The organism is Helicobacter sp. MIT 14-3879 (genome assembly GCF_003364125.1).
This window is the reverse complement of record NZ_NXLP01000001.1, coordinates 109,597-129,711: the sequence shown is the minus strand read 5'-3', so window position 1 is coordinate 129,711 and position 20,115 is coordinate 109,597. Positions and strand designations below refer to the sequence as shown.

The 20,115-nt window shown below is 29.0% G+C and carries 15 protein-coding genes; 7 read left to right on the top strand and 8 right to left on the bottom strand.

Annotation, left to right across the window (positions count from 1 at the left end; translation table 11 throughout):
- The first annotated feature begins 7 nt into the window (after positions 1-7).
- Together CQA44_RS00600 and CQA44_RS00595 are read left to right on the top strand one after the other, a co-directional pair.
- Entirely contained in the window at positions 8-1,039 is a 1,032-nt protein-coding gene (locus CQA44_RS00600) for a Cj0069 family protein (RefSeq protein ID WP_115545353.1), read from the top strand.
- 67 nt (positions 1,040-1,106) lie between these two features.
- A complete protein-coding gene (locus tag CQA44_RS00595; protein WP_115545352.1) occupies positions 1,107-2,057 on the top strand; it encodes an alpha/beta fold hydrolase in 951 nt (316 codons plus the stop codon).
- A gap of 881 nt (positions 2,058-2,938) precedes the next feature.
- On the opposite strand, the gene CQA44_RS00590 is transcribed toward CQA44_RS00595, so the two are convergent.
- A complete protein-coding gene (locus CQA44_RS00590) occupies positions 2,939-3,796 on the bottom strand; it encodes a menaquinone biosynthesis family protein (protein ID WP_115545351.1) in 858 nt (285 codons plus the stop codon).
- 85 nt (positions 3,797-3,881) lie between these two features.
- Here CQA44_RS00590 and recA point away from each other — a divergent pair, with 85 nt between their 5' ends.
- Positions 3,882-4,934 carry a recombinase RecA gene (recA, locus tag CQA44_RS00585; protein WP_115545350.1) on the top strand — a complete coding sequence of 351 codons (1,053 nt, stop codon included), beginning with the start codon at positions 3,882-3,884 and terminating at the stop codon, positions 4,932-4,934.
- 31 nt (positions 4,935-4,965) lie between these two features.
- Positions 4,966-6,243 (top strand): phosphopyruvate hydratase, encoded by a 1,278-nt coding sequence (gene eno, locus CQA44_RS00580; RefSeq protein ID WP_115545349.1) that lies wholly within the window; start codon positions 4,966-4,968, stop codon positions 6,241-6,243.
- Positions 6,244-6,704: 461 nt separating this feature from the next.
- Here eno and CQA44_RS00575 read toward each other — a convergent pair whose 3' ends face one another.
- Positions 6,705-7,769 carry an Mrp/NBP35 family ATP-binding protein gene (locus CQA44_RS00575; RefSeq protein ID WP_115545348.1) on the bottom strand — a complete coding sequence of 355 codons (1,065 nt, stop codon included), beginning with the start codon at positions 7,767-7,769 and terminating at the stop codon, positions 6,705-6,707.
- A 1-nt stretch (position 7,770) separates the two neighbouring features.
- Positions 7,771-9,078, bottom strand: a complete 1,308-nt coding sequence (thiC, locus tag CQA44_RS00570; protein WP_115545347.1) for a phosphomethylpyrimidine synthase ThiC — start codon at positions 9,076-9,078, stop codon at positions 7,771-7,773.
- A gap of 103 nt (positions 9,079-9,181) precedes the next feature.
- Between thiC and CQA44_RS00565 the strand changes: the two genes are divergently transcribed.
- Positions 9,182-10,306 carry a bifunctional 2-C-methyl-D-erythritol 4-phosphate cytidylyltransferase/2-C-methyl-D-erythritol 2,4-cyclodiphosphate synthase gene (locus CQA44_RS00565; protein ID WP_147289737.1) on the top strand — a complete coding sequence of 375 codons (1,125 nt, stop codon included), beginning with the start codon at positions 9,182-9,184 and terminating at the stop codon, positions 10,304-10,306.
- 308 nt (positions 10,307-10,614) lie between these two features.
- Here the strand turns inward: CQA44_RS00565 and CQA44_RS00560 are convergent, their stop codons facing one another.
- From CQA44_RS00560 to CQA44_RS00540, 5 genes are all read right to left on the bottom strand, one after another.
- Positions 10,615-12,969, bottom strand: a complete 2,355-nt coding sequence (locus tag CQA44_RS00560; protein ID WP_115545345.1) for a hypothetical protein — start codon at positions 12,967-12,969, stop codon at positions 10,615-10,617.
- Positions 12,970-13,038: 69 nt separating this feature from the next.
- Positions 13,039-13,935, bottom strand: coding sequence for a tetraacyldisaccharide 4'-kinase (locus CQA44_RS00555; protein ID WP_115545344.1), 897 nt, complete (start codon positions 13,933-13,935; stop codon positions 13,039-13,041).
- A gap of 21 nt (positions 13,936-13,956) precedes the next feature.
- Positions 13,957-14,712, bottom strand: coding sequence for an NAD+ synthase (locus CQA44_RS00550; protein ID WP_115545343.1), 756 nt, complete (start codon positions 14,710-14,712; stop codon positions 13,957-13,959).
- A gap of 15 nt (positions 14,713-14,727) precedes the next feature.
- Positions 14,728-15,759, bottom strand: a complete 1,032-nt coding sequence (locus CQA44_RS00545; RefSeq protein ID WP_115545342.1) for a glycosyltransferase family 10 domain-containing protein — start codon at positions 15,757-15,759, stop codon at positions 14,728-14,730.
- Positions 15,760-15,762: 3 nt separating this feature from the next.
- Positions 15,763-17,469 (bottom strand): ABC transporter ATP-binding protein, encoded by a 1,707-nt coding sequence (locus tag CQA44_RS00540; protein WP_115545341.1) that lies wholly within the window; start codon positions 17,467-17,469, stop codon positions 15,763-15,765.
- 133 nt (positions 17,470-17,602) lie between these two features.
- Here CQA44_RS00540 and CQA44_RS00535 point away from each other — a divergent pair, with 133 nt between their 5' ends.
- Positions 17,603-17,899: an ATP-dependent Clp protease adaptor ClpS gene (locus CQA44_RS00535; protein ID WP_115545340.1), complete on the top strand. Its 297-nt coding sequence runs from the start codon at positions 17,603-17,605 to the stop codon at positions 17,897-17,899.
- 14 nt (positions 17,900-17,913) lie between these two features.
- Positions 17,914-20,115 (top strand): AAA family ATPase, encoded by a 2,202-nt coding sequence (locus CQA44_RS00530; protein ID WP_115545339.1) that lies wholly within the window; start codon positions 17,914-17,916, stop codon positions 20,113-20,115.

Sequence of the window (20,115 nt, the reverse complement as noted above, 5' to 3'; positions counted from 1 at the left end):
GATAAAGATGAATAAAAACATCGTATTTTTTGAAGTCAGAGGCGGAAGTGATAAAGGTGAGGATGGGTATAGAAAAGATACTATGCCTATGGTAAATGAGCTAAAAAAGCGAGGTTGGGATGCAGAAGTTATATTTTTTGAGGTTTCTAAAAAAGAAGAAATTTATAATTATGTTAAAAATAATGCCATTGGCTATGTATCTAGGATAAATCCAGGGAATCTAAAAGAAGAAAATGAATACTTTGAGATTTTAAGAAAACTTTGTAGGGATGGAATAGTTGGTATGCCTCACCCTGATGCTATGATTGGCTATGGCGCAAAAGATGCTCTAACAAAGCTAAATGATACCCCTCTTGTTCCAAAGGATACTTATGCTTACTATGATATATCTACTTTTAAAAAAACTTTTCCAAAGACTTTAGCAAAAGGTCAAAGAGTTTTAAAACAAAATAGAGGCTCTACTGGAGAGGGAATTTGGCGTGTGCAATTAGTAGAGTCTATAAACGTAGATGAAGTTTCATTAAATACAAAGATAAAATGCACAGAGGCAAAAGATAATCACACAGAAATTAGAGAATTGGGTGAATTTATGGATTTTTGTGAGCAATACATTATAGGTGATAATGGAATGCTCGTTGATATGACTTTTTTACCACGTATAGTTGAAGGTGAGATAAGACTTCTAATGCTTTATGATAAGCCTGTAAATGTTGTTCATAAAAAGCCAGCTGAAGGTGGAGATAACTTCTCTGCTACGCTTTTTAGTGGTGCAAAATATCGTTATGATGACCCAAAAGAATGGAAAGAATTGGTAGATTCTTTCTTATCACAGCTCCCACAAATCCGCTCAAAATTAGGTAATTATGATTTGCCTCTTATTTGGACTTCAGATTTTATATTAGACACTGATGAAAATGGTAAAGATAAATATATTTTAGGTGAGATAAATTGTTCTTGTGTTGGCTTTACTTCACAGCTTGAACTTGCTAGTAATGTAGCTGAAGCAATAATTAACATAGTGGAGAAAACTAAAAACTAATATATAAATTCCTATTGGTTACAAAAAAATTATATTTTTGTAACCTTGATTATAATTAAGGCTTAAAATGATTAAAAAAGATACTTTTAGTTTAGATTCTGATAGTTTAAAAATCTATTATGATATTTATTTAGATTCTAGATTTAATACTTATAAAGCAATAGTGCAAATAGCACACGGAATGGTAGAGCATAGAGGTAGATATAACTTTATTGCTTCTAAGCTTGCAGAGGAGGGATATGTAGTTGCTATAAATGACCATAGAGGACATGGAGATAGTATTGGTGGTGATATATATTTAGGTGAGATGGGAGAAAATGGCTTTGAGAGAGCAGTTAGTGATATGTATAACTTGCATTTAGAATTAAAAAGGAGATTTACTTCAAAAAAGTTTATTTTAATTGGACATTCTATGGGTTCGCTTTTATCTCGTAGATTCTTACAAAAATATCAAAATGATATTGATATGCTTATACTCTGTGGCACGCCATCACCTCAAAAGTTTATTAGCTTAGGAATTGTGGCTTTAAAAATTTTGAGATTTTTAGGGTTAAATAATATTGGTAAAAATCTAGCAAATAGGTTATCTTTCATAACATTTAATGCAAAATATAAAAAAATTGATAAATTAGATTCTGGATCTCCTAGTGGTTCTTTATGGATAAATAGAGATGAGAGCGAGGTTTTAAAATATATAAATGATAAAAAAAGTCGTTTTGTTTTTAGCATAAATAGCTTTATAAATTTACTTAGAGGACTTAAGGAGGTATTTAGCACATACCCAAATAATACTATAAATTCAAAACTTCCTATTTTATTTATAAGTGGAGAAGATGATGCTTGTGGTGAGTTTGGAGTAGGTGCTTTACAGGCACTAAAACATATTAATTCACAGGGCTATAATAACACAAAATTAATACTTTATGCAGGAGCAAGGCACGAGCTATTTTTAGAATTAAATAAAGATGAAGTGCTAAGAGATATTATGCAATGGATAGAATCTAATTTGGATTCTTAAATTAATCCTAAGAAAAATTATAATTTTTCTTAGGCTGTGAGGTTGTGTGAGTGGAAAGTATTATTTTGTCTTTGCCTTAAAATCTGCCATTTACTTAGTATTTAGAATGATAATGAAAGCATTGTGTTAAAACTCTATATTTGATTATAAAAAATATGATGGAATAAGCTATTTGGAATGATAAATAGCTTTGCATAAAAAAGTGATTTAATCAATGCTCCACTTTGTTTTATTAAAAATTTACCTAGCTTTAATCTTTATAGTAAGCTTTAGGTTGGCTATGATAGATTTTAGGAGATTAATTCAATATAAATATCTTAGTTGCAAAGATTGTAAAAATATGAAATATGTGATTTTGATACTAAATTTTATGAAAAATAAGCTATTTCAAACTAGAATTATCAAGTTTTACTAAAATCATTATAGTTAATTAAATTAATATTAGAATTCTAAGAATTTTAAAATAATTTATAAAGACTTTTAAATGAGGTTATTGTAAAGGGCGGACAGTGACTTATACTAAGATTTATGATAATTATCATTTAAACTACTCCTAATTTAAAGCTTCTAAATAATTCTAAATGTGAAGTCATAGCTTTATATAAAAGGAAATGAAAAATTTTAAAATGTAACGGATTTTTTTACCTTTAAGTTATGCTTAGTGATTTAAATGATAAATAAAAAGCTTCTTATAGTAAAAAGTAAGACAGAATTTAAAATTGGTTTTGATTTAGGTTATAGACTAGATTGTAGATTGCGTAAGAGTCCTCCAAAAATAAGAATCCTCCAAAAATTAGCGAGATAATTAATTATAGATGTGGTATTTACTAAAATAGTAATTTAAATATGATAGATTCTTAAGAAAATGTGAAAATTAAATCCTAGCTAAATCTTAAACTTTCATATTCTATTGGAATTAAAAAATCTCTTATATTTATCAAATCTTTATAGATTTTTGCATTAAAACCTATTTCAAATAATTTATCTAGTGCTTTTATTTGAAGTAAAGAGAGGTTTATAGAATCTTTATTAGCATACATATTTAGATATGTTTCAAGTTCTTCTTCATTTACTCTTACAAGGTTTTTTAGCATCTTTGAGAGAATTTTTTTATTATTTACAGCAACTTCAACGGCTTTGCCTAGTAGCCTTTGAATTTCTATTGCCCTTAGTATTGGTATTGAACGAGATATAGCCATTCCTCCTAGTGGAAGCGGTAATTCATCTTTTGCTAGCTCTAGCCAAATATCCCATAAATTAGCTTCTACTTCTAAGCTTTCATCAAAATTTAGTATAGATTCGTGTATTAGAACTCCAGCATCAACTTCATCACTTAATACAGCACTTTCTATTTCAAGGAAATTTTTATAAACTATTCTTACATTTTTATATTTTATTTTAAATATCATTGCATTTGTAGTTAGCTCCCCACTAAGCGCAACTTTAAAATTATTTTTTAAAACCTTTCCTTTCTTTTTTATTAATTTTGGACCATATCCATTGCCAAAACTCATTGCGGTATTTAAAAGCGCATAATTATTTTTAATAAATGGATACATTCCAAATGATATTGCACTAACTAAGTACTTAGATTGTAATGCCCCTTTATTTAGGCTCTCAATATCAAGGGCTATATTTTCAAATTTTATATTTTTATTGTTAATCCAGCCAAAATATAAGGCATAATACATAAAAATATCATCTGCGTCAGGTGAATGTGCTACTAAAATTTTACTCATAATTATCCCTTATAATTCATTATTAAATTTTAACTAAAAATACAATAGAATCCTAAGATTATTTTTAAATTTAAAGAGGTATTTTATGATTGACAAAGAGAAACAAAAAGCCATTGAGTTAGCGATGAAGCAAGTAGATAAAGCCTTTGGAAAAGGGGCTTTAATAAGGCTTGGAGATAAGCAAACAGAAAAGATTGATAGCATATCCACAGGTTCTCTTGGGCTTGACTTAGCATTAGGGATTGGCGGTATTCCCAAAGGAAGAATTATAGAAGTGTATGGTCCAGAATCTAGTGGCAAGACTACTTTAAGTCTTCAAATAACAGCAGAATGTCAAAGACAAGGTGGTATATGTGCTTTTATTGATGCAGAGCATGCTTTAGATGTGTATTATGCAAAAAAACTTGGTGTAGATGTTGAAAATCTTTATGTATCACAACCAGATTATGGTGAGCAAGCTTTAGAAATATTAGAGACATTAACTAGAAGTGGAGGAGTTGATTTAATAGTAGTAGATTCTGTGGCTGCTCTTACTCCAAAAGCAGAGATTGATGGCAATATGGGTGATGCTCACGTAGGACTTCAAGCTAGGCTTATGAGTCAAGCATTGCGTAAGATTACAGGGACATTGCATAGAATGAATACAACAGTTATTTTTATTAATCAAATTAGAATGAAAATAGGCACTATTGGTTATGGTAGCCCTGAAACTACTACTGGTGGCAATGCACTAAAATTTTATTCAAGTGTTAGAATCGATGTTAGAAAGATTGCTAGTTTAAAACAAAATGAACAAACAATAGGTAATAGAGTTAGAGCAAAAGTTGTGAAAAATAAAGTTGCCCCTCCATTTAGAGAGGCTGAATTTGATATTATGTTTGGAGAAGGTATATCAAAATTAGGTGAATTAATAGATTATGGCGTAAAGCTTGATATTATCGATAAAAGTGGTGCGTGGTTTAGCTATAAAGATAAAAAATTAGCACAAGGAAAGGAAAATTCAAAAATATTTTTAAAAGAAAATCCAGATATAGCAAATGAAATAGAGGCAAAAATTAAAGAGCAAATTGGTTCAAATGATGAGATTATAGAATTTATTGATGAGAATGTAGATAATACAGAAAGCCAAGGTAAATAATTAAGTTATATATTGAAAAAAGGAGAATAAAATGGTTTGTATAGAGAATATTTTTGCTGATGAAGTGTTAGATAGCAGGGGAAATCCCACTATTAGGGTTAATGTATCTTTGAGTAATAATATTACCTGTAATGCAATAGTTCCTAGTGGTGCATCTACTGGTAAAAGAGAGGCTTTAGAGTTAAGAGATAACGATAAGACTAGATTTAATGGTAAGGGAGTATTGATGGCTTGTAAGAATGTCAATACAAAGATTTGTGAAAACTTAATTGGTCTTCCTCCTTTTAATCAAGGGGAGATTGATAGGATTATGGCAGAACTTGATGATACTAATAATTACAGCTCTCTTGGTGCAAATGCAATTCTTGGAACTTCTATGGCTGTATGCAAGGCTGCAGCTTATGCAATGGAGATTCCACTTTATAGATATATTGGCGGAATTAATGCAAATATACTTCCTGTCCCAATGTTAAATATTATAAACGGAGGAAGTCATGCTGATAATAATGTGGATTTTCAAGAATATATGATTATGCCACTTGGGTTTGATAGCTTTAAAGAGGCACTTAGAGCTAGCAGTGAAGTATATTTTCATCTTAAAAATATTTTAAAAAGTGAAGGTCATATTACTAGCATAGGTGATGAAGGAGGCTTTGCCCCTAATTTGAAAAATAATGAAGAGCCAATAGAAGTAATACTAAAGGCAATTAAACAGGCAGGTTATAAAGAGGGAGAACAAATAGCAATAGCTCTTGATGTAGCAAGTAGCGAGTTTGTAAATGATGATTTTAAATATACTCTTAGTGCAGAAAATCGAATATTAAGTAGTGATGAATTAATAGAGTATTATGAGAATCTTTGTTCAAAATATCCAATAGTATCAATTGAGGATGGATTAAGTGAAGATGATTGGGAGGGTTGGAAAAAGCTAACTTCAAAATTAGGAAGTAAAATTCAGCTTGTTGGCGATGATTTATTTGTTACAAATACTAAAATTTTACAAGATGGTATTAATAAAAATATTGCAAATGCAATTTTAATAAAACCGAATCAAATAGGCTCGATTAGTCAAACTATGCAGTCTGTAAGATTAGCCCAAAGGAATAAATATAGCTGTATTATGAGTCATAGAAGTGGCGAAAGTGAGGATAGTTTTATTGCCGATTTTGCAGTAGGTTTAAATACAGGTGAGATTAAAACAGGGAGCACTGCAAGAAGTGAAAGAATAGCAAAATATAATCGTCTCTTAGAAATTGAAAATGAGCTAGATTACCCAGAATATCTAGGCTGGAATCTTTTTAAGAAATAAATTTTTTGTTTTATTCTTAAGAATAAAACAAAACTTATATATTTAATCTTTTTTGTTTAGGTTTTCTTTAGGTTTGTTTTTAAATACAGGCTTACCTCTTGTTACAATATAATTTTGACCAAATAATATTGCACTCTAAGTTTTTGATTGTATTTAATTAGCTATTGCATTGGTTTTGAAACTTCTTTTAGAGATATTTTCTAGTGCATCAGATACTTTTATTGATATTCTATCATCCAAAAGTTCCAATAGGTATTCCAAATAGTATAAATATGCAAGATTATCACTTTAAATTATCTTTTTTAAGCTCTAAAGGACCTACCGCAGATACTAGAGAAAAGGCAGCTACATTTTGGCTACAACTAATAAAAAATAAACCAAATATAAACATTAAAATTTTCATATTAATCTTTTCTTTAAATTAAAAATAGAGATAGCATAAGATAAAACAATAAATTATTTCAATGCCTAACAGGCTGTATTTGTGAATTATCCACACTATCGCCTACTTTATCTAAGAAAGCTATTATTTTATGTGCTGCTTGTAAGTATTCTTTTGCACTTATGCTATCAGGTTTAAAAAATGTTATAGGTTTGCCTTCATCGCCACTTTCTCTAATCATTGGTTCTATTGGAACTTGTGCTAAAAGCTCACATTCATTTTTCTTTGCTAATTCTACTCCACCACCTTTCCCAAATATATCATATACTTCATTACATTTAGGGCATACAAAACCACTCATATTTTCTACTATCCCTGCAATTGGAATTTTTAATTTATTAAACATATCCATACTTCTAGCACTATCATCTAGTGCTACTACTTGAGGAGTTGTTACTGATATTCCTGCACTAACAGGCACACTTTGTGCTAAAGTTAGTTGTGCATCTCCTGTTCCAGGGGGCATATCTATAACTAAAATATCTAATTCACCCCATAATACATCGCTAAGCATTTGTTCAATTGCTCTCATTATCATAGGACCACGCCAAATTAGGCTTTGACCCTCTTCATACATCATTCCCATACTCATAACTTTAATTCCATAAGTTTTAAGAGGTATTAGTTTTTTTATGGATTCATCAACGAGAGGTTTTTGATTTGTTAGGTTAAGCATCCTTGGAATATTTGGACCATAAATATCAGCATCTAGTAACCCTACGCTTTTACCAGCCTGTGCTAGAGCTATTGATAAATTTACACTTGTGGTAGATTTGCCTACACCCCCTTTCCCAGAGCTAACCATAACAAAATGTTTAATATTTGGAGCTATATTTTTCTTTTTTGGAGCTTCTTGTGCAATTTGTGGAGTTTTAATCTCTACATTAACATTTTCAAATAGTTTTGTAATTTCATTTTGTAGTTTTTCTTTTACTTCAGAGTTATTTGACGGTATTTCTAAAAAGATTCCTATTTCTTTACCATTAATTGTTATGTCTTTTACAAAACCAAAATCAACAATATCTCTTTTAAAGTTTGGGTAGATAATATTTTTTAATTTATTTAATATTTCTTCTTTATTCATTTTATGCACCTTTATATTCATTAAAAATTGTTTGACTTATCTTATAACTACAAAATTTTGGACCACACATAGAACAGAATTCAGCCTCTTTAAATATATCTTGGGGGAGAGATTCATCGTGATATTCTCTAGCTCTATCACTATCAAGTGCTAAATTAAATTGTTCCTCCCACTTAAAAGCATATCTTGCATCACTCATTTTATCATCTCTTATTCTTGCATTAATCCTACCTCTTGCAATATCTGCAGCATGTGCAGCAATTTTATATGCGATTATCCCTTCACGCACATCATTTGCATTTGGAAGTCCTAAATGCTCCTTTGGTGTTACATAGCACAACATAGCAGCACCTTTCCACGCAGCTACACAAGCACCAATAGCACTTGAAATGTGGTCATATCCAGCTGCAATATCTGTAACAAGTGGTCCTAGGACATAAAATGGTGCTTCATTGCATAGCTCTTTTTGAAGTTCCATATTTCTTTCTATTTGATTTAGTGGGACATGCCCCGGACCCTCAATCATAACTTGAACATCTTTATTATAAGCTCTTTTTGCTAATTCACCTAACACTTTTAGCTCGCTAAATTGTGCTTCATCACTTGCATCAGCTAGACAACCTGGGCGAAGTGAATCTCCAAGCGATAGGCTAACATCATACATTCTACAAATATCTAAAATATCATCGAATGCTTCATAAAATGGATTTTGTTTGTGATGGTGCATCATCCAACTTGCCATTAATGAGCCCCCACGACTAACTATACCCATTTTTCTTTTTGCCACATAGGGTATATGCTCAAGCAAGAATCCACAATGTATTGTGAAGTAGCTAACGCCTTGTTTTGCTTGTTTTTCAATGGTATAGAGCATTTGATTGATATTTAAATTTAAGATATCATCTTTTAAGTCATGTAGTATTTGATATATTGGCACTGTGCCTATTGGAGCAGTGGAGTTAGCAATTACTGCTTCTCTTATCTCATCTAAATTACCGCCTGTGCTTAAATCCATTATTGTATCAGCACCATATTTTATAGCAGTTTGGGTTTTAATAACTTCATTTTCAATATTTTTTTCAATACTCGAACTGCCTATATTTGCATTAATCTTTGTTTTAGCAGCAATCCCTATTCCTATTGGGTTTAAATGCTTATGATTAATGTTTGCAGGGATTATTAGTCGCCCTCTTTTTATTTCATTTTTGATTAAATTAACATCAAGTTCTTCAGTATTTGCAACATATTGCATTTCTTTTGTTATTTTGTCTTGTTTTGCATAATATAGCTGGGTTTTTGCTTTACTCATAATTTTTACCTTATTTTAAAAATTTTTTCTCAAGTAATTTTAAAAGCTTAAAATTATCGTAAAATTTATAAAATAAAGCTTTAAAATTAAAAAGGTTGAAAAATTGCGTAACGATATTACTTTAATTATTATGTCAGCAGGAGAATCTACTAGGTTTAGGAAAAACTTAGGAATTAAAAAGCATTGGATTAGAATAGATTCTAAGCCAATTTGGCTATATGTTGCAGATAAACTTCAATTCCGCTATAACTTTAATAGAGTCCTTATTACAGCCCATAAAAGCGAAGTTAAGTATATGAAAAAATTTTGTGATTATGAAATTATTGAGGGAGGAGATAGTAGAAAAAAATCTTTACAAAATGCGCTAAATTTTGTAACAAGTGATTTTGTTATAGTTAGTGATGCTGCTAGATTTAACCTTGATTTTGATGTGCTAGATATGTTAATTAGCCAAAAATTAGATGAATTTGATTGCATTATACCAACTCTTAATATAGTTGATACAATCTTTATTGAGGAAAGTGGGGTTAAAAACTACATAGATAGAGATAATGTAAGATTAGTCCAAACTCCTCAAATATCAAAAGTTAACATTCTTAAACAAGCTTTGAGTTTAGGGGATTTTAGTGATGAGAGTAGTGCTATAAATAAAATAGGTGGCAAAATTCTAGCCATAGATGGCTCAAATAAGTTAAATAAACTTACATATTTTGATGATATTAAAAATTGTAATATAGATTCTAACGGTGAGATTCTAATTGGCTATGGCTTTGATGTGCATAAATTTTGCACAAATAAAAAGTTGATTTTGGGTGGAGTAGAAATTGATTGTGAATTTGGCTTAGAGGCTCATAGTGATGGAGATGTGATTTTGCATTCACTTTGTGATGCAATTTTAGGTGCTATTGGTGCAGGTGATATTGGCGAGTGGTTTCCTGTCGATGATGATAGATTTAATAATATAGATTCTAAAGTTTTATTAAAAGAAGTAATTGATTTTAGTAGAAGTGTTGGCTTTAGTGTTGTAAATGTAGATATTATGATATTAGCACAAATACCTAAAATCACACCTCACAAGGATAAAATGATATCTGTAATGAGTGCTATTCTAGGAATTAGTAGAAATTATATTAATATCAAAGCTACGACTATGGAGAAAATGGGCTTTATTGGTAGAGAAGAGGGGATTTGTGTTAGTTCTAATGTATCTTTAAAATATACACTTTAGGGTTTTTAGCCAATACTTTTAGAGTAATAAAAAATATTTATACTTACAATATACAAAATATATTGATGGAGTAGTAAGATATAAATAGAATATAGCATAATTAGTAGTGATTATCATTAATTAAAATAATAGAAATGATAATGATAGATATAAAAATATTATAGAAACTTTTTTTAATATTATTTAACTAATAGCTTTAAGAATCACAAGAATAGATTCTTAAATTTTGCTATATTATCTTAAGAATAAGATTTAATTTATTATATCAACAATACTTTTTAAAAACCTTTTTTTATTTTTCAAAAATGCTACCACCAAACTCTAGCATTAAAGAAGCCAGAATTACTCATAGACTTATCTCCAAACATTCCTAAATAATCAATACTAAATTCTGCTCTTTGGTTAATATTATAACCTACCCCTAGATTAATATAACCCAATACCCTATCTGTTTTTATATCATACTTAAAGCTATCATTTCCTATTTTTAGTATAGTATTTGGAGTAGTAGTTAGGACTTTTGCTCCAAGAATCGAGTTAAACAAGAAGCCATTATTAAATACTTTATAATAATTTGTATTTATATCAATATAAAATAGATTTTGTAACTGGCTATTATAATTTTCTACATCTGTATTAATGCTTGACATATTGATACCCTGATATAGCAGACCTAATTCTAACCCTAGTATACCATTTTTACCTAGATTAAAGTCTTTTCCATAGTATGCACTTCCAGCAAAGCCTATATTATTTGGTTTATAGCTTTTAGTAAGAAAACTAGCTTTTAGCTCATCAAGGAACATAAACACATCACCAATTACTTTTATATACATATCATAGAATAAGTCTAGTTTATAGTGTAATCCCGCATTGATAGTCATAGTGGTTATATTAGTATCCCATACATTTTCTTTTAGCTTACCATAACTAAAGCCAATGTGTGCTCCTAGTGTATTAATGCTTCCTAATTTACCATTGATACCACTTATAAAGCCATAATCAAGCCCAGAATAATCCAGCCCACTACTTTTATAAAAGCTAGTATGTGATACAAATGGAGTAAAGAAGAAGTATGAGCTAAGGTCGTTTCTTGATGTAGTAGTGCTTGATTGGTTTATTGTATTTGCATAATCTCTACTTGGCTTTTGAGCTTGTGGAGCTGGCTTTGGTGTGGTTAGATTTCTATTTTGTATATTTAGCCTATTATTGGTTGCTCTATTTCTATTTTCCCTTGCTTGTTGTCTTTGTGCTCTTGCATCTGCTATAAATATTGATTCTGTGGAATCTAAAATATTAGAATTTAAACTATTAGTATCTAAAATATCATTTTTGTAATAAAAGTTAAAATTATCTCTTAGTTCATTAATTGAAGCATAGGTATTATAGTTTCTATCTAGGGCTATTCTTTTAGCATTATTTTGCATAGCATTATTAAAAATTATAGATTTTGCTCTAAACATTATGCTATTCATAGATGCGGCTTCAGACTTTGCTATGCTATTGGCAGTTGAATTTTTAGTCTCTAAATCAATCTTAAAAGTTCCATCACTATTGCCTTTGGATATGTTAAATGTAGGATTATTAGTGCTTAGATGGTTAAGAAAATCTTTTGACAATACATTAGTTCCATCTTGGTATTGTAATAAATTATTATTTGCTTTAGAGGCTGCATCACTAAATAATGATTTCCCATCTGTATCTAACACTAGCTTTTCTATAAGGTATTCTTCATTAAAGCTAAAGCCATCAAGGGGATTAATAATGAATTTAGCATCATTAGTTAGTTTGGCATAGGTTTGATTAATATTTGTTGTTAATTTTAAAACTAGGTGAGACATATCACCACTACCTCTATCATAGTCTTCTTTTGTATATTTAGTAAAGTTATTAAAGGTATTATTATCTTCATTAATATGAAATTTATATGTGTTAAATGTAATAGGTTGAGATATTTGTGTACTTTCTCTAGAAGAAGCTACATGGTAATAATCAGAGGTATTGTTTTGCTCTGCTAGGTGAATTTCACCTGTATTATAAAAATTATCTATTCTTGCTCCTCGAACACTTGCAATTCCTACTATACCACCATATATTTTACCTGTATTATAAAAATTATCCATATCTACATACCCTCCAAAAGCAACACTTCCCTTTATTTCTCCTGTATTAATAAAATTGACTTTTATATTTCCTATGTAATTTTTAATTTCAACTGCATTTTTATCTCTACTTACATCAATAGTGCCATTATTTGTAAAGTTTAGAATAGATGAAGTAAAGTTAATATATACTCCGCCATTTTTATCATTTTTTATATTTCCATCATTAATAAATGATTTAATGTTTGTATTATCTAAATATATAGTATATAGGTTGTTACCAGTAGTGCTAGGATAGGTATTAATAATATCTCCATTATTGGTAAAGGTGTTAATATCACTGCTTGTATTACCACTTATTGTATTATTCCCTCCACTTGTTATATTGGTATTATTTGTAATACTAGTATATGAATTATTTATTGTTATACTTTCTTGTAGTGGTGTGCTTATAATACAATCACTATTTGCATTAGGGCATATATCAGATAAATTTTTAGCTTCTACTATATTTAAAAGCCCCCCCCCAATAAGTGTTAATGAGGTAATTACTTTTTTCATTACTCTTACTCCTATATTGGTATTTAGAAATTAATTTTATAATAATTAACAAAATTTAAACAAACATTTTTAAAAAGATTCGATATATTCTTTAATCTTATCTTTAATTTCATTCCTTATTTGTAACTTTAGAGTTAGTATGCTTAGTGGCATATCACAATCTTTTAGTTTAACTTCATCTTTTTTTGTTACTAAAAGTGATGTTGCACTATATTTTTTATAAGTTTGTTTAATATTTTTTAGATTAAAGTTTGAGTGATCATTTAATAGAATCTTAGCAACTATATTTGGTGGTAAAAATTCATCTAATCTAGCAGGATTAGCAATAGCAGTTAGTAGCAGCATTCTTTCTGTCTTATTTTCTACTACAACCTCTCTTTTATAATCTAATCCTTCTTTTAGATTTAAATCACCTTTGCAATATGGATTTTCTCTATAAATACCGCTTGGAATGGTGAATTTAAAGTATGGCTCTAGCTTTGGAGTTAGAATGATATTTAATTTTTTAAAATTAAATCTAAAGCCATCATCTAGAAAGATAGCCTTTGCCCCTAGCTCTTTTGCCTTTAAAATGCCTATTTTTCTATCCTTAGAGACTATCACACTAGCATTTTTTAGGCTTTTTGCTAATAAGTATGCTTCATCACCACTTTGGGCTTGTGTTGATTTTATCTCTCCATTAACTGATACTATAAGTAAGCCCTTGCTCTTTCTCTTATAACCCCTTGAAACTATGGCAATATTTTTATAATCTTTTGCGATCTCTTCTAAAAATGGTGTTTTTCCACTTCCCCCAGCAATGAGGTTTCCAATGCTAATTATTGGAATCTTAAAATCATAATATTTAGAGAATTTTCTTCTGATTGTAGCTGCAAAAAAATATAGAATTGAAATAGGTAGCAATGCTATGCTAAGGCATTTTTGAATGAAACTTGGATTATAAAAATATTTATCAATAAATCTCAATTTTATTTCCTTCTAAACTCACTATAATTTAGCAATTTTTGGCATAGATAGCTTGAATTTATTTTTCTTTATTCTATTTAGAATAGATTCTACAAATTCTAATTTAAAACCTAAATTTAGTAATTCTTTTTTGCTAAGCCCTTTATCAATGTATTTTAAAAGTTCATCAATATCCTTATATGTATAGCCTAAATCAGCCTCATCATTTTGTCCTTGAAATAAATCTGCACTAGGCTTTTTATTAATGATATATTCTGGCACTCCTATAATCTTTGCTAGTGCGAAAATCTCACTCTTATATAGCTCTCCAATAGGATTAATAGAATATGCTAAGTCCCCATAGATAGTCCCATAACCTAGCATTAACTCACTTTTATTACTACAACCAATAACCAATGAGTTATGCAAAAAACTCATATCATATAAAATACACATTCTGCTTCTAGCACATAGATTCCCTATCCTATGCAAGCTATATGAGCTATTATGAAGTCCTAGCGTTTGAATAAAACTTTGTTGCACTGAAGAAATATCGATTACTTCATAGTATAAACTTAAGCTACTTGCATATTTTATTGCATCTTGAGTATTAGTAGGATTAGTGCTAAGGGAGGGCATAATATAAGCTCTAGCTTTATCTTTAAATACTTCTGTGCAAAAATGTGCTACTACAGCACTATCAATCCCTCCACTTAAGCCAAATACCACACTGCTAAAACCTCTTTTTTTGCTTTCTTTATAAAGAAAACCTTTTATTTTATTGATTTTTTTTTGCATTATTATTCCTTCAAATTATTTTTTAAAGAATCTAAGATAAATCATATTTCTATAAATATTTGTCAGTTTTATTATTAAATCTCTTGCTTTTTGAAATTTTTTATATCTATTTTCTATATTCATTCTCCATTGTCCAAACCCTCTTCTATAAGCGAGATTTAGAGGTTTATTAAAGATGTTTGATAAAAATATAGCAAGATTTTTATCAAAATTTTCTTTATGATTTTTATCTTTGATTAAAGGCTCATTTAGCATTTCTAAATATGCTTTTTTATCATTATCAAGGTATTTTATAAAATCAATCATCTCTTTAATATCCCTAAAATTTACTAGATTTATAAATGCTTTAGGGTTAAAATCACTTACTTTATAGCAAGATTCCATATTCACCCCCCCCCACATATCATCTTTAGAATCTTTAGAGTAATTAGAATTTACACCACCCCAATATATGGGAATTGAGTTTGCAACTTTGGCGTGAATTATTTTTTCTGTTACATATCCATTTGTATATGAGTTTTCAAAGCAAAGATTAAATTTATAAGATGAGAGAAAATCTATTTTATCTTTTACATAAAATCCAATATTATTTTTATACTTTCCACCAGAATCTATCTTTTTATACTTGTTTAATTCTATAAAAGTTTCATTTCTTTTTTCATCAGCTTTTCCATTGCTAACAACGAATGAACAAAATTTTCTATTTGCAAATTCATTTCCTAAATTGCTTTTATTAAAACTTAGTTTAGAAAAATTACTATCTCTTAAATAGTATGGATACCTAAAATGCCTATCTTCAAAGTTTAGGTAATCAAAAGTTATTGCATAATCACAAAAGTTAAAATCAGCCCTACAATTTTCTACTGTATAAAAGATTCTAATACAATCATATTTAATATGTTTTGTTCCAAATACACTATATATTACATAATCCGGGCTAATTTCATCAACTATAAAATTAAATTTATCTCCAAGGATACTTTTTAAAAAATCTATATCATCATAACTTACTCCATCAATACAAGCAATTCTTATGTCTTTTTTCAAGCTCTATCCTTTAATTTTAATATTTTTTATTACACCTTCTTCCATATAAATAATTTTATTTGCTAGTTCAATTGTGCTTGGTCTATGTGCTATTAGAATTATGATTTTATCTTTGCGATTTAAATTTATTGCTTCTTTTATTAAATCTTCAGTTTTTAAATCTAGGGCACTTGTTACTTCATCAAGTATTAAAATATCAGGATTTTTATACATTGCTCTTGCAATTGCAATCCTCTGTCTTTGTCCTCCGCTTAAATTAGCCCCAAATTCATCTAATATTGTATGGATTCCATTTGGCATTTTTTCTACATATTCAAGCATTTGTGCTTCTTTTAATACTTGTATTACTCTTTTCTCATCCATTTTTTGCCCATAAGCTACATTGTTTGCTATTGTATCGTTAAAAATAAAAATTCTTTGTGTTACTATTGCAATATTTTCTCTTAAACTTTTTTGTGTGTAATCTTTGATATTTATATTATTTATTAAAACTTCTCCATTACTGCATTCATAAAGACGCAAAATTAAATTTACTAGAGTGCTTTTTCCGCTACCACTTTTACCAACAATTGCTGTTATTTCATTTCTCTTAAAATTAATGTTTATCCCTTTTAGTGCCACAATATCTTCATAATTAAAAAATGTATTTTTAAACTCAACTATATTTATTGGTTTTTTTAAATTTAATTTTCCATCATTAATTTTTGGGCTTTGATTTAGTATCTCATTAATTCTATCATTTGCTACAATTGCATTTTGCATATTTCCCCAAATATTAACTATACGTTTTAGAGGAGTGAAAATCATAAATAATGCTGTTGCAAATGAGCCAAACTCTTCTACACTTAATTGCCCTTTGCTAATTTGTGTTATTGCAATATATATTATAATAGCTAGGGCAATAGCTCCAAGAGATTCCATAATAGGCGTAGTAAGTTCACTATAACGCACAGATTTCATAGAGACTTTGAAAAATTGCTTATTTTGTTCCTCAAAATGTATAGCCTCAAACTTCTCTCCATTGCTAGCTTTGATTATTTCAATATTATTAAAGATTTCACTTAATTTTGCTGTTATATCTGCATTTTTTTCTTGTAATGTGCGAGAATATTTTTTAATTTTTCTAATAATCATATTTAGTGGAATAATGGAAAGAGGAATTACTACAAGCCCAAAAAATGCCAATTTTGGACTTTGATAAATCACTACGGCAACTAGCCCTATTATAGTTATAGTTTCTCTAAAAAATTCTGCAATATAATTTGATACAGCAGAGCGTATTAAGCTAATATCATTTGTTATCCTAGACATTAACTCTCCGCCATGCATTTTATTAAAAAAGCTTAGCTCTAAAGAAAGCATGTGATTAAGCATTCTATCTCTTATTTGACGAATTATATCTTGCCCAATATAATTCATAAAATATGATTGTATGTAAGTCCCACTTGCTTTTCCAAGATATAGAATAACGATTATTAAAGACATTCCAATTGCCAAGATATTATTTGTAGCTAAATCTTCAAATTTAAAAAACATAATATTTTGAGGGACTTTTCCATTTAGCGTCCCAAGCAAAGGATTTACCATATATGCAATTAGTGCATTGCAAATTGCAGTTAGAAGAGAACCAGTAATTGCGATTATAAATAACTTATAATGTCCTTTGATATATGGTGTAAATTGATTAAAAAACTTAATTAATATTTTCAAAGTTTTTATCCATAATTTTAAAAAGATACTTGAAAAATTATACAATAAATCAATTTTTTTTCATACAATATTTAGTTATGCTAAAATTTAAGTAATAATTTTCATTTTTTGGATTAGCAGGGAGTAATAATTTATGGAAGAATATAAAATTGATTATGAAGTTAAAACAAGAATTCTGTTACCAAAAATGTCAAAAGTAATAATGCTAAATGATGATTATACTGCTATGGATTTTGTTGTAGGTATTTTGAGGGAGATTTTTGCAAAGCAGCCAAGTGAAGCAGAACATATTATGCTAAAAATTCATACCGAAGGTAAGGGAATTTGTGGGATATACCCTTATGATATAGCACAAACTAAAGCAAGAGAAGCAAGAAGAAGATCAAAAGAGGCTGGATTCCCCCTTAGAATCTTAGTTGAAGATGAATAATTTAGGTGAAATTTATGTTAGATAAGAATCTTAATTTAATAATACAAGAAGCACTAGATACTGCAAATATGCTAAAACACGATATGATAACAATAGAGCATATTTTTTTAGCTTTATTAAACAATAATGATGGGGTTAAGTTTTTAACAGAGGTTGGTGCAAATATTGATGAGTTAAAATCTCAAGTAACACATTATTTAAAAACATTTTTAGAACCGAGCTTTGAGGCTACAAAGCCTGTTTATACTACAGCTTTAGAAAATGTTTTTGGAATTATGATAAATTTAGCAGATAATGCAAAGAAAGAATATATTGATATTTATGATTTATTAGTAGCTATTATGAGTGATGAGAATTCATATAGCACTCTTTTGTTGAAATCACAAAATATTTCAAAACTAGATATTTTGGAAGTATTAGTTGATAAAAAAGACAATAAGCAAGACAAAAAAGAGAATAAAAGTGAGCTAGATTTATATACAAGAGAGCTTGTAAAATTAGCAAAAGATGGCTTGATTGACCCTGTAATAGGGAGAGATAATGAAGTCTCTAGGGTGATTGAAATATTAAGTAGAAGAAAAAAGAATAATCCACTTTTAATTGGAGAGCCCGGTGTTGGAAAAACAGCCATAGCAGAGGGCATAGCACTAAAGATTGCGAATAATGATATTATAGATTCTCTTAAAAATTGCAAGATTTATGCCCTTGACTTAGGGTTATTAATTGCTGGGACTAAATATAGAGGTGATTTTGAGAAGAGAATGAAAATTATTTTAGATTTAGTTAAAAAAGATAGGAATGCAATAATTTTTATTGATGAGATTCATACCATAGTCGGTGCAGGTAGCTCTAATGGAGGTAGTTTAGATGCTTCAAATTTATTAAAACCTGCCCTTGCAAATGGCACTTTTCGTTGCATTGGGGCAACCACTTATAGTGAGTTTCGCAATCATTTTGATAAAGATAAGGCACTTTCAAGGAGGTTTGGAACTATAAATATTGATGAACCTAGTATTGATGTTTCAATAGAGATTTTACATTCTCTAGCACCTATTTATGAGAAATTTCACAATGTAGTTTATAGCAAGGATGCAATAGAATCTTGTGTTATTTTATCAAAACGGTTTATAAATGATAGATTTTTGCCAGATAAGGCTATAGATTTGCTTGATGAGGCAGGAGCGTATTATAAAATATATACTAAATCCATAAATAAAACTAAAAAAATTCATATTAATAGAAGTGATATTGAATATTTAATGACAAAAAATACAAAGATTCCAATTATTAAAAATAATAATGATGGAATCTTGCTAAAAAATCTAGTTAAAAAATTAAAAACAAGAATATTTGGGCAAGATAAGGCAATAGAAAATCTATACAAAAGCCTACTAAAAAATAAAGCAGGACTTGGTAATCCAAATAAACCAATAGGCGTATTTTTATTTACAGGACCAACAGGGGTTGGAAAAAGTGAGCTTGCAAAGGAATTATCTATAAATCTTAATATCTCTTTAAAAAGATTTGATATGAGTGAATATAGCGAACCTCATAGTGTATCAAAGTTTATTGGAGCTCCTGCAGGGTATGTTGGCTTTGACCAAGGAGGGTTATTGGTAGAAGCAATAAGAAAAGACCCATATTGCGTTTTGCTTTTAGATGAGATTGAAAAAGCTCATTCTTCAATTTATAATTTATTGCTTCAAGTATTTGATAATGCTTCTTTAGTTGATAATAGCGGCAATAAGGCAGATTTTAAAAATGTAGTAATTATTATGACTTCAAATGTTGGACAAGATGAACTTCCAGCACTTGGATTTAACAATAATGCCCCAAAAGATAGGGCATTAAAGGACTTATTTTCACCAGAATTAAGAAATAGATTAGATTCTATAATACATTTTAATTCTTTATCAAAATCACATTTAAAATTAATTTTACAAAAGCAAATTAATGATTTAAATATGAATTTAAAAAATATTAAATTATTACTTATGCCTAGTGCCTATGAGTATTTATTAAGCTTAGATTATGATAATTCTCTTGGAGCAAGGGAGATTGAGAGGATAGTAGATAATGAAATCAAAATTCCACTAAGTGAGATATTGTTATTTAATAAATTTAAAAAAGATACAATAATAAGAGTTACTTCATTAAATAATAAGTTAGAGTTTAAAAATATTATAAAATCTAAAGACGAAGTGAGGTTAAAATAA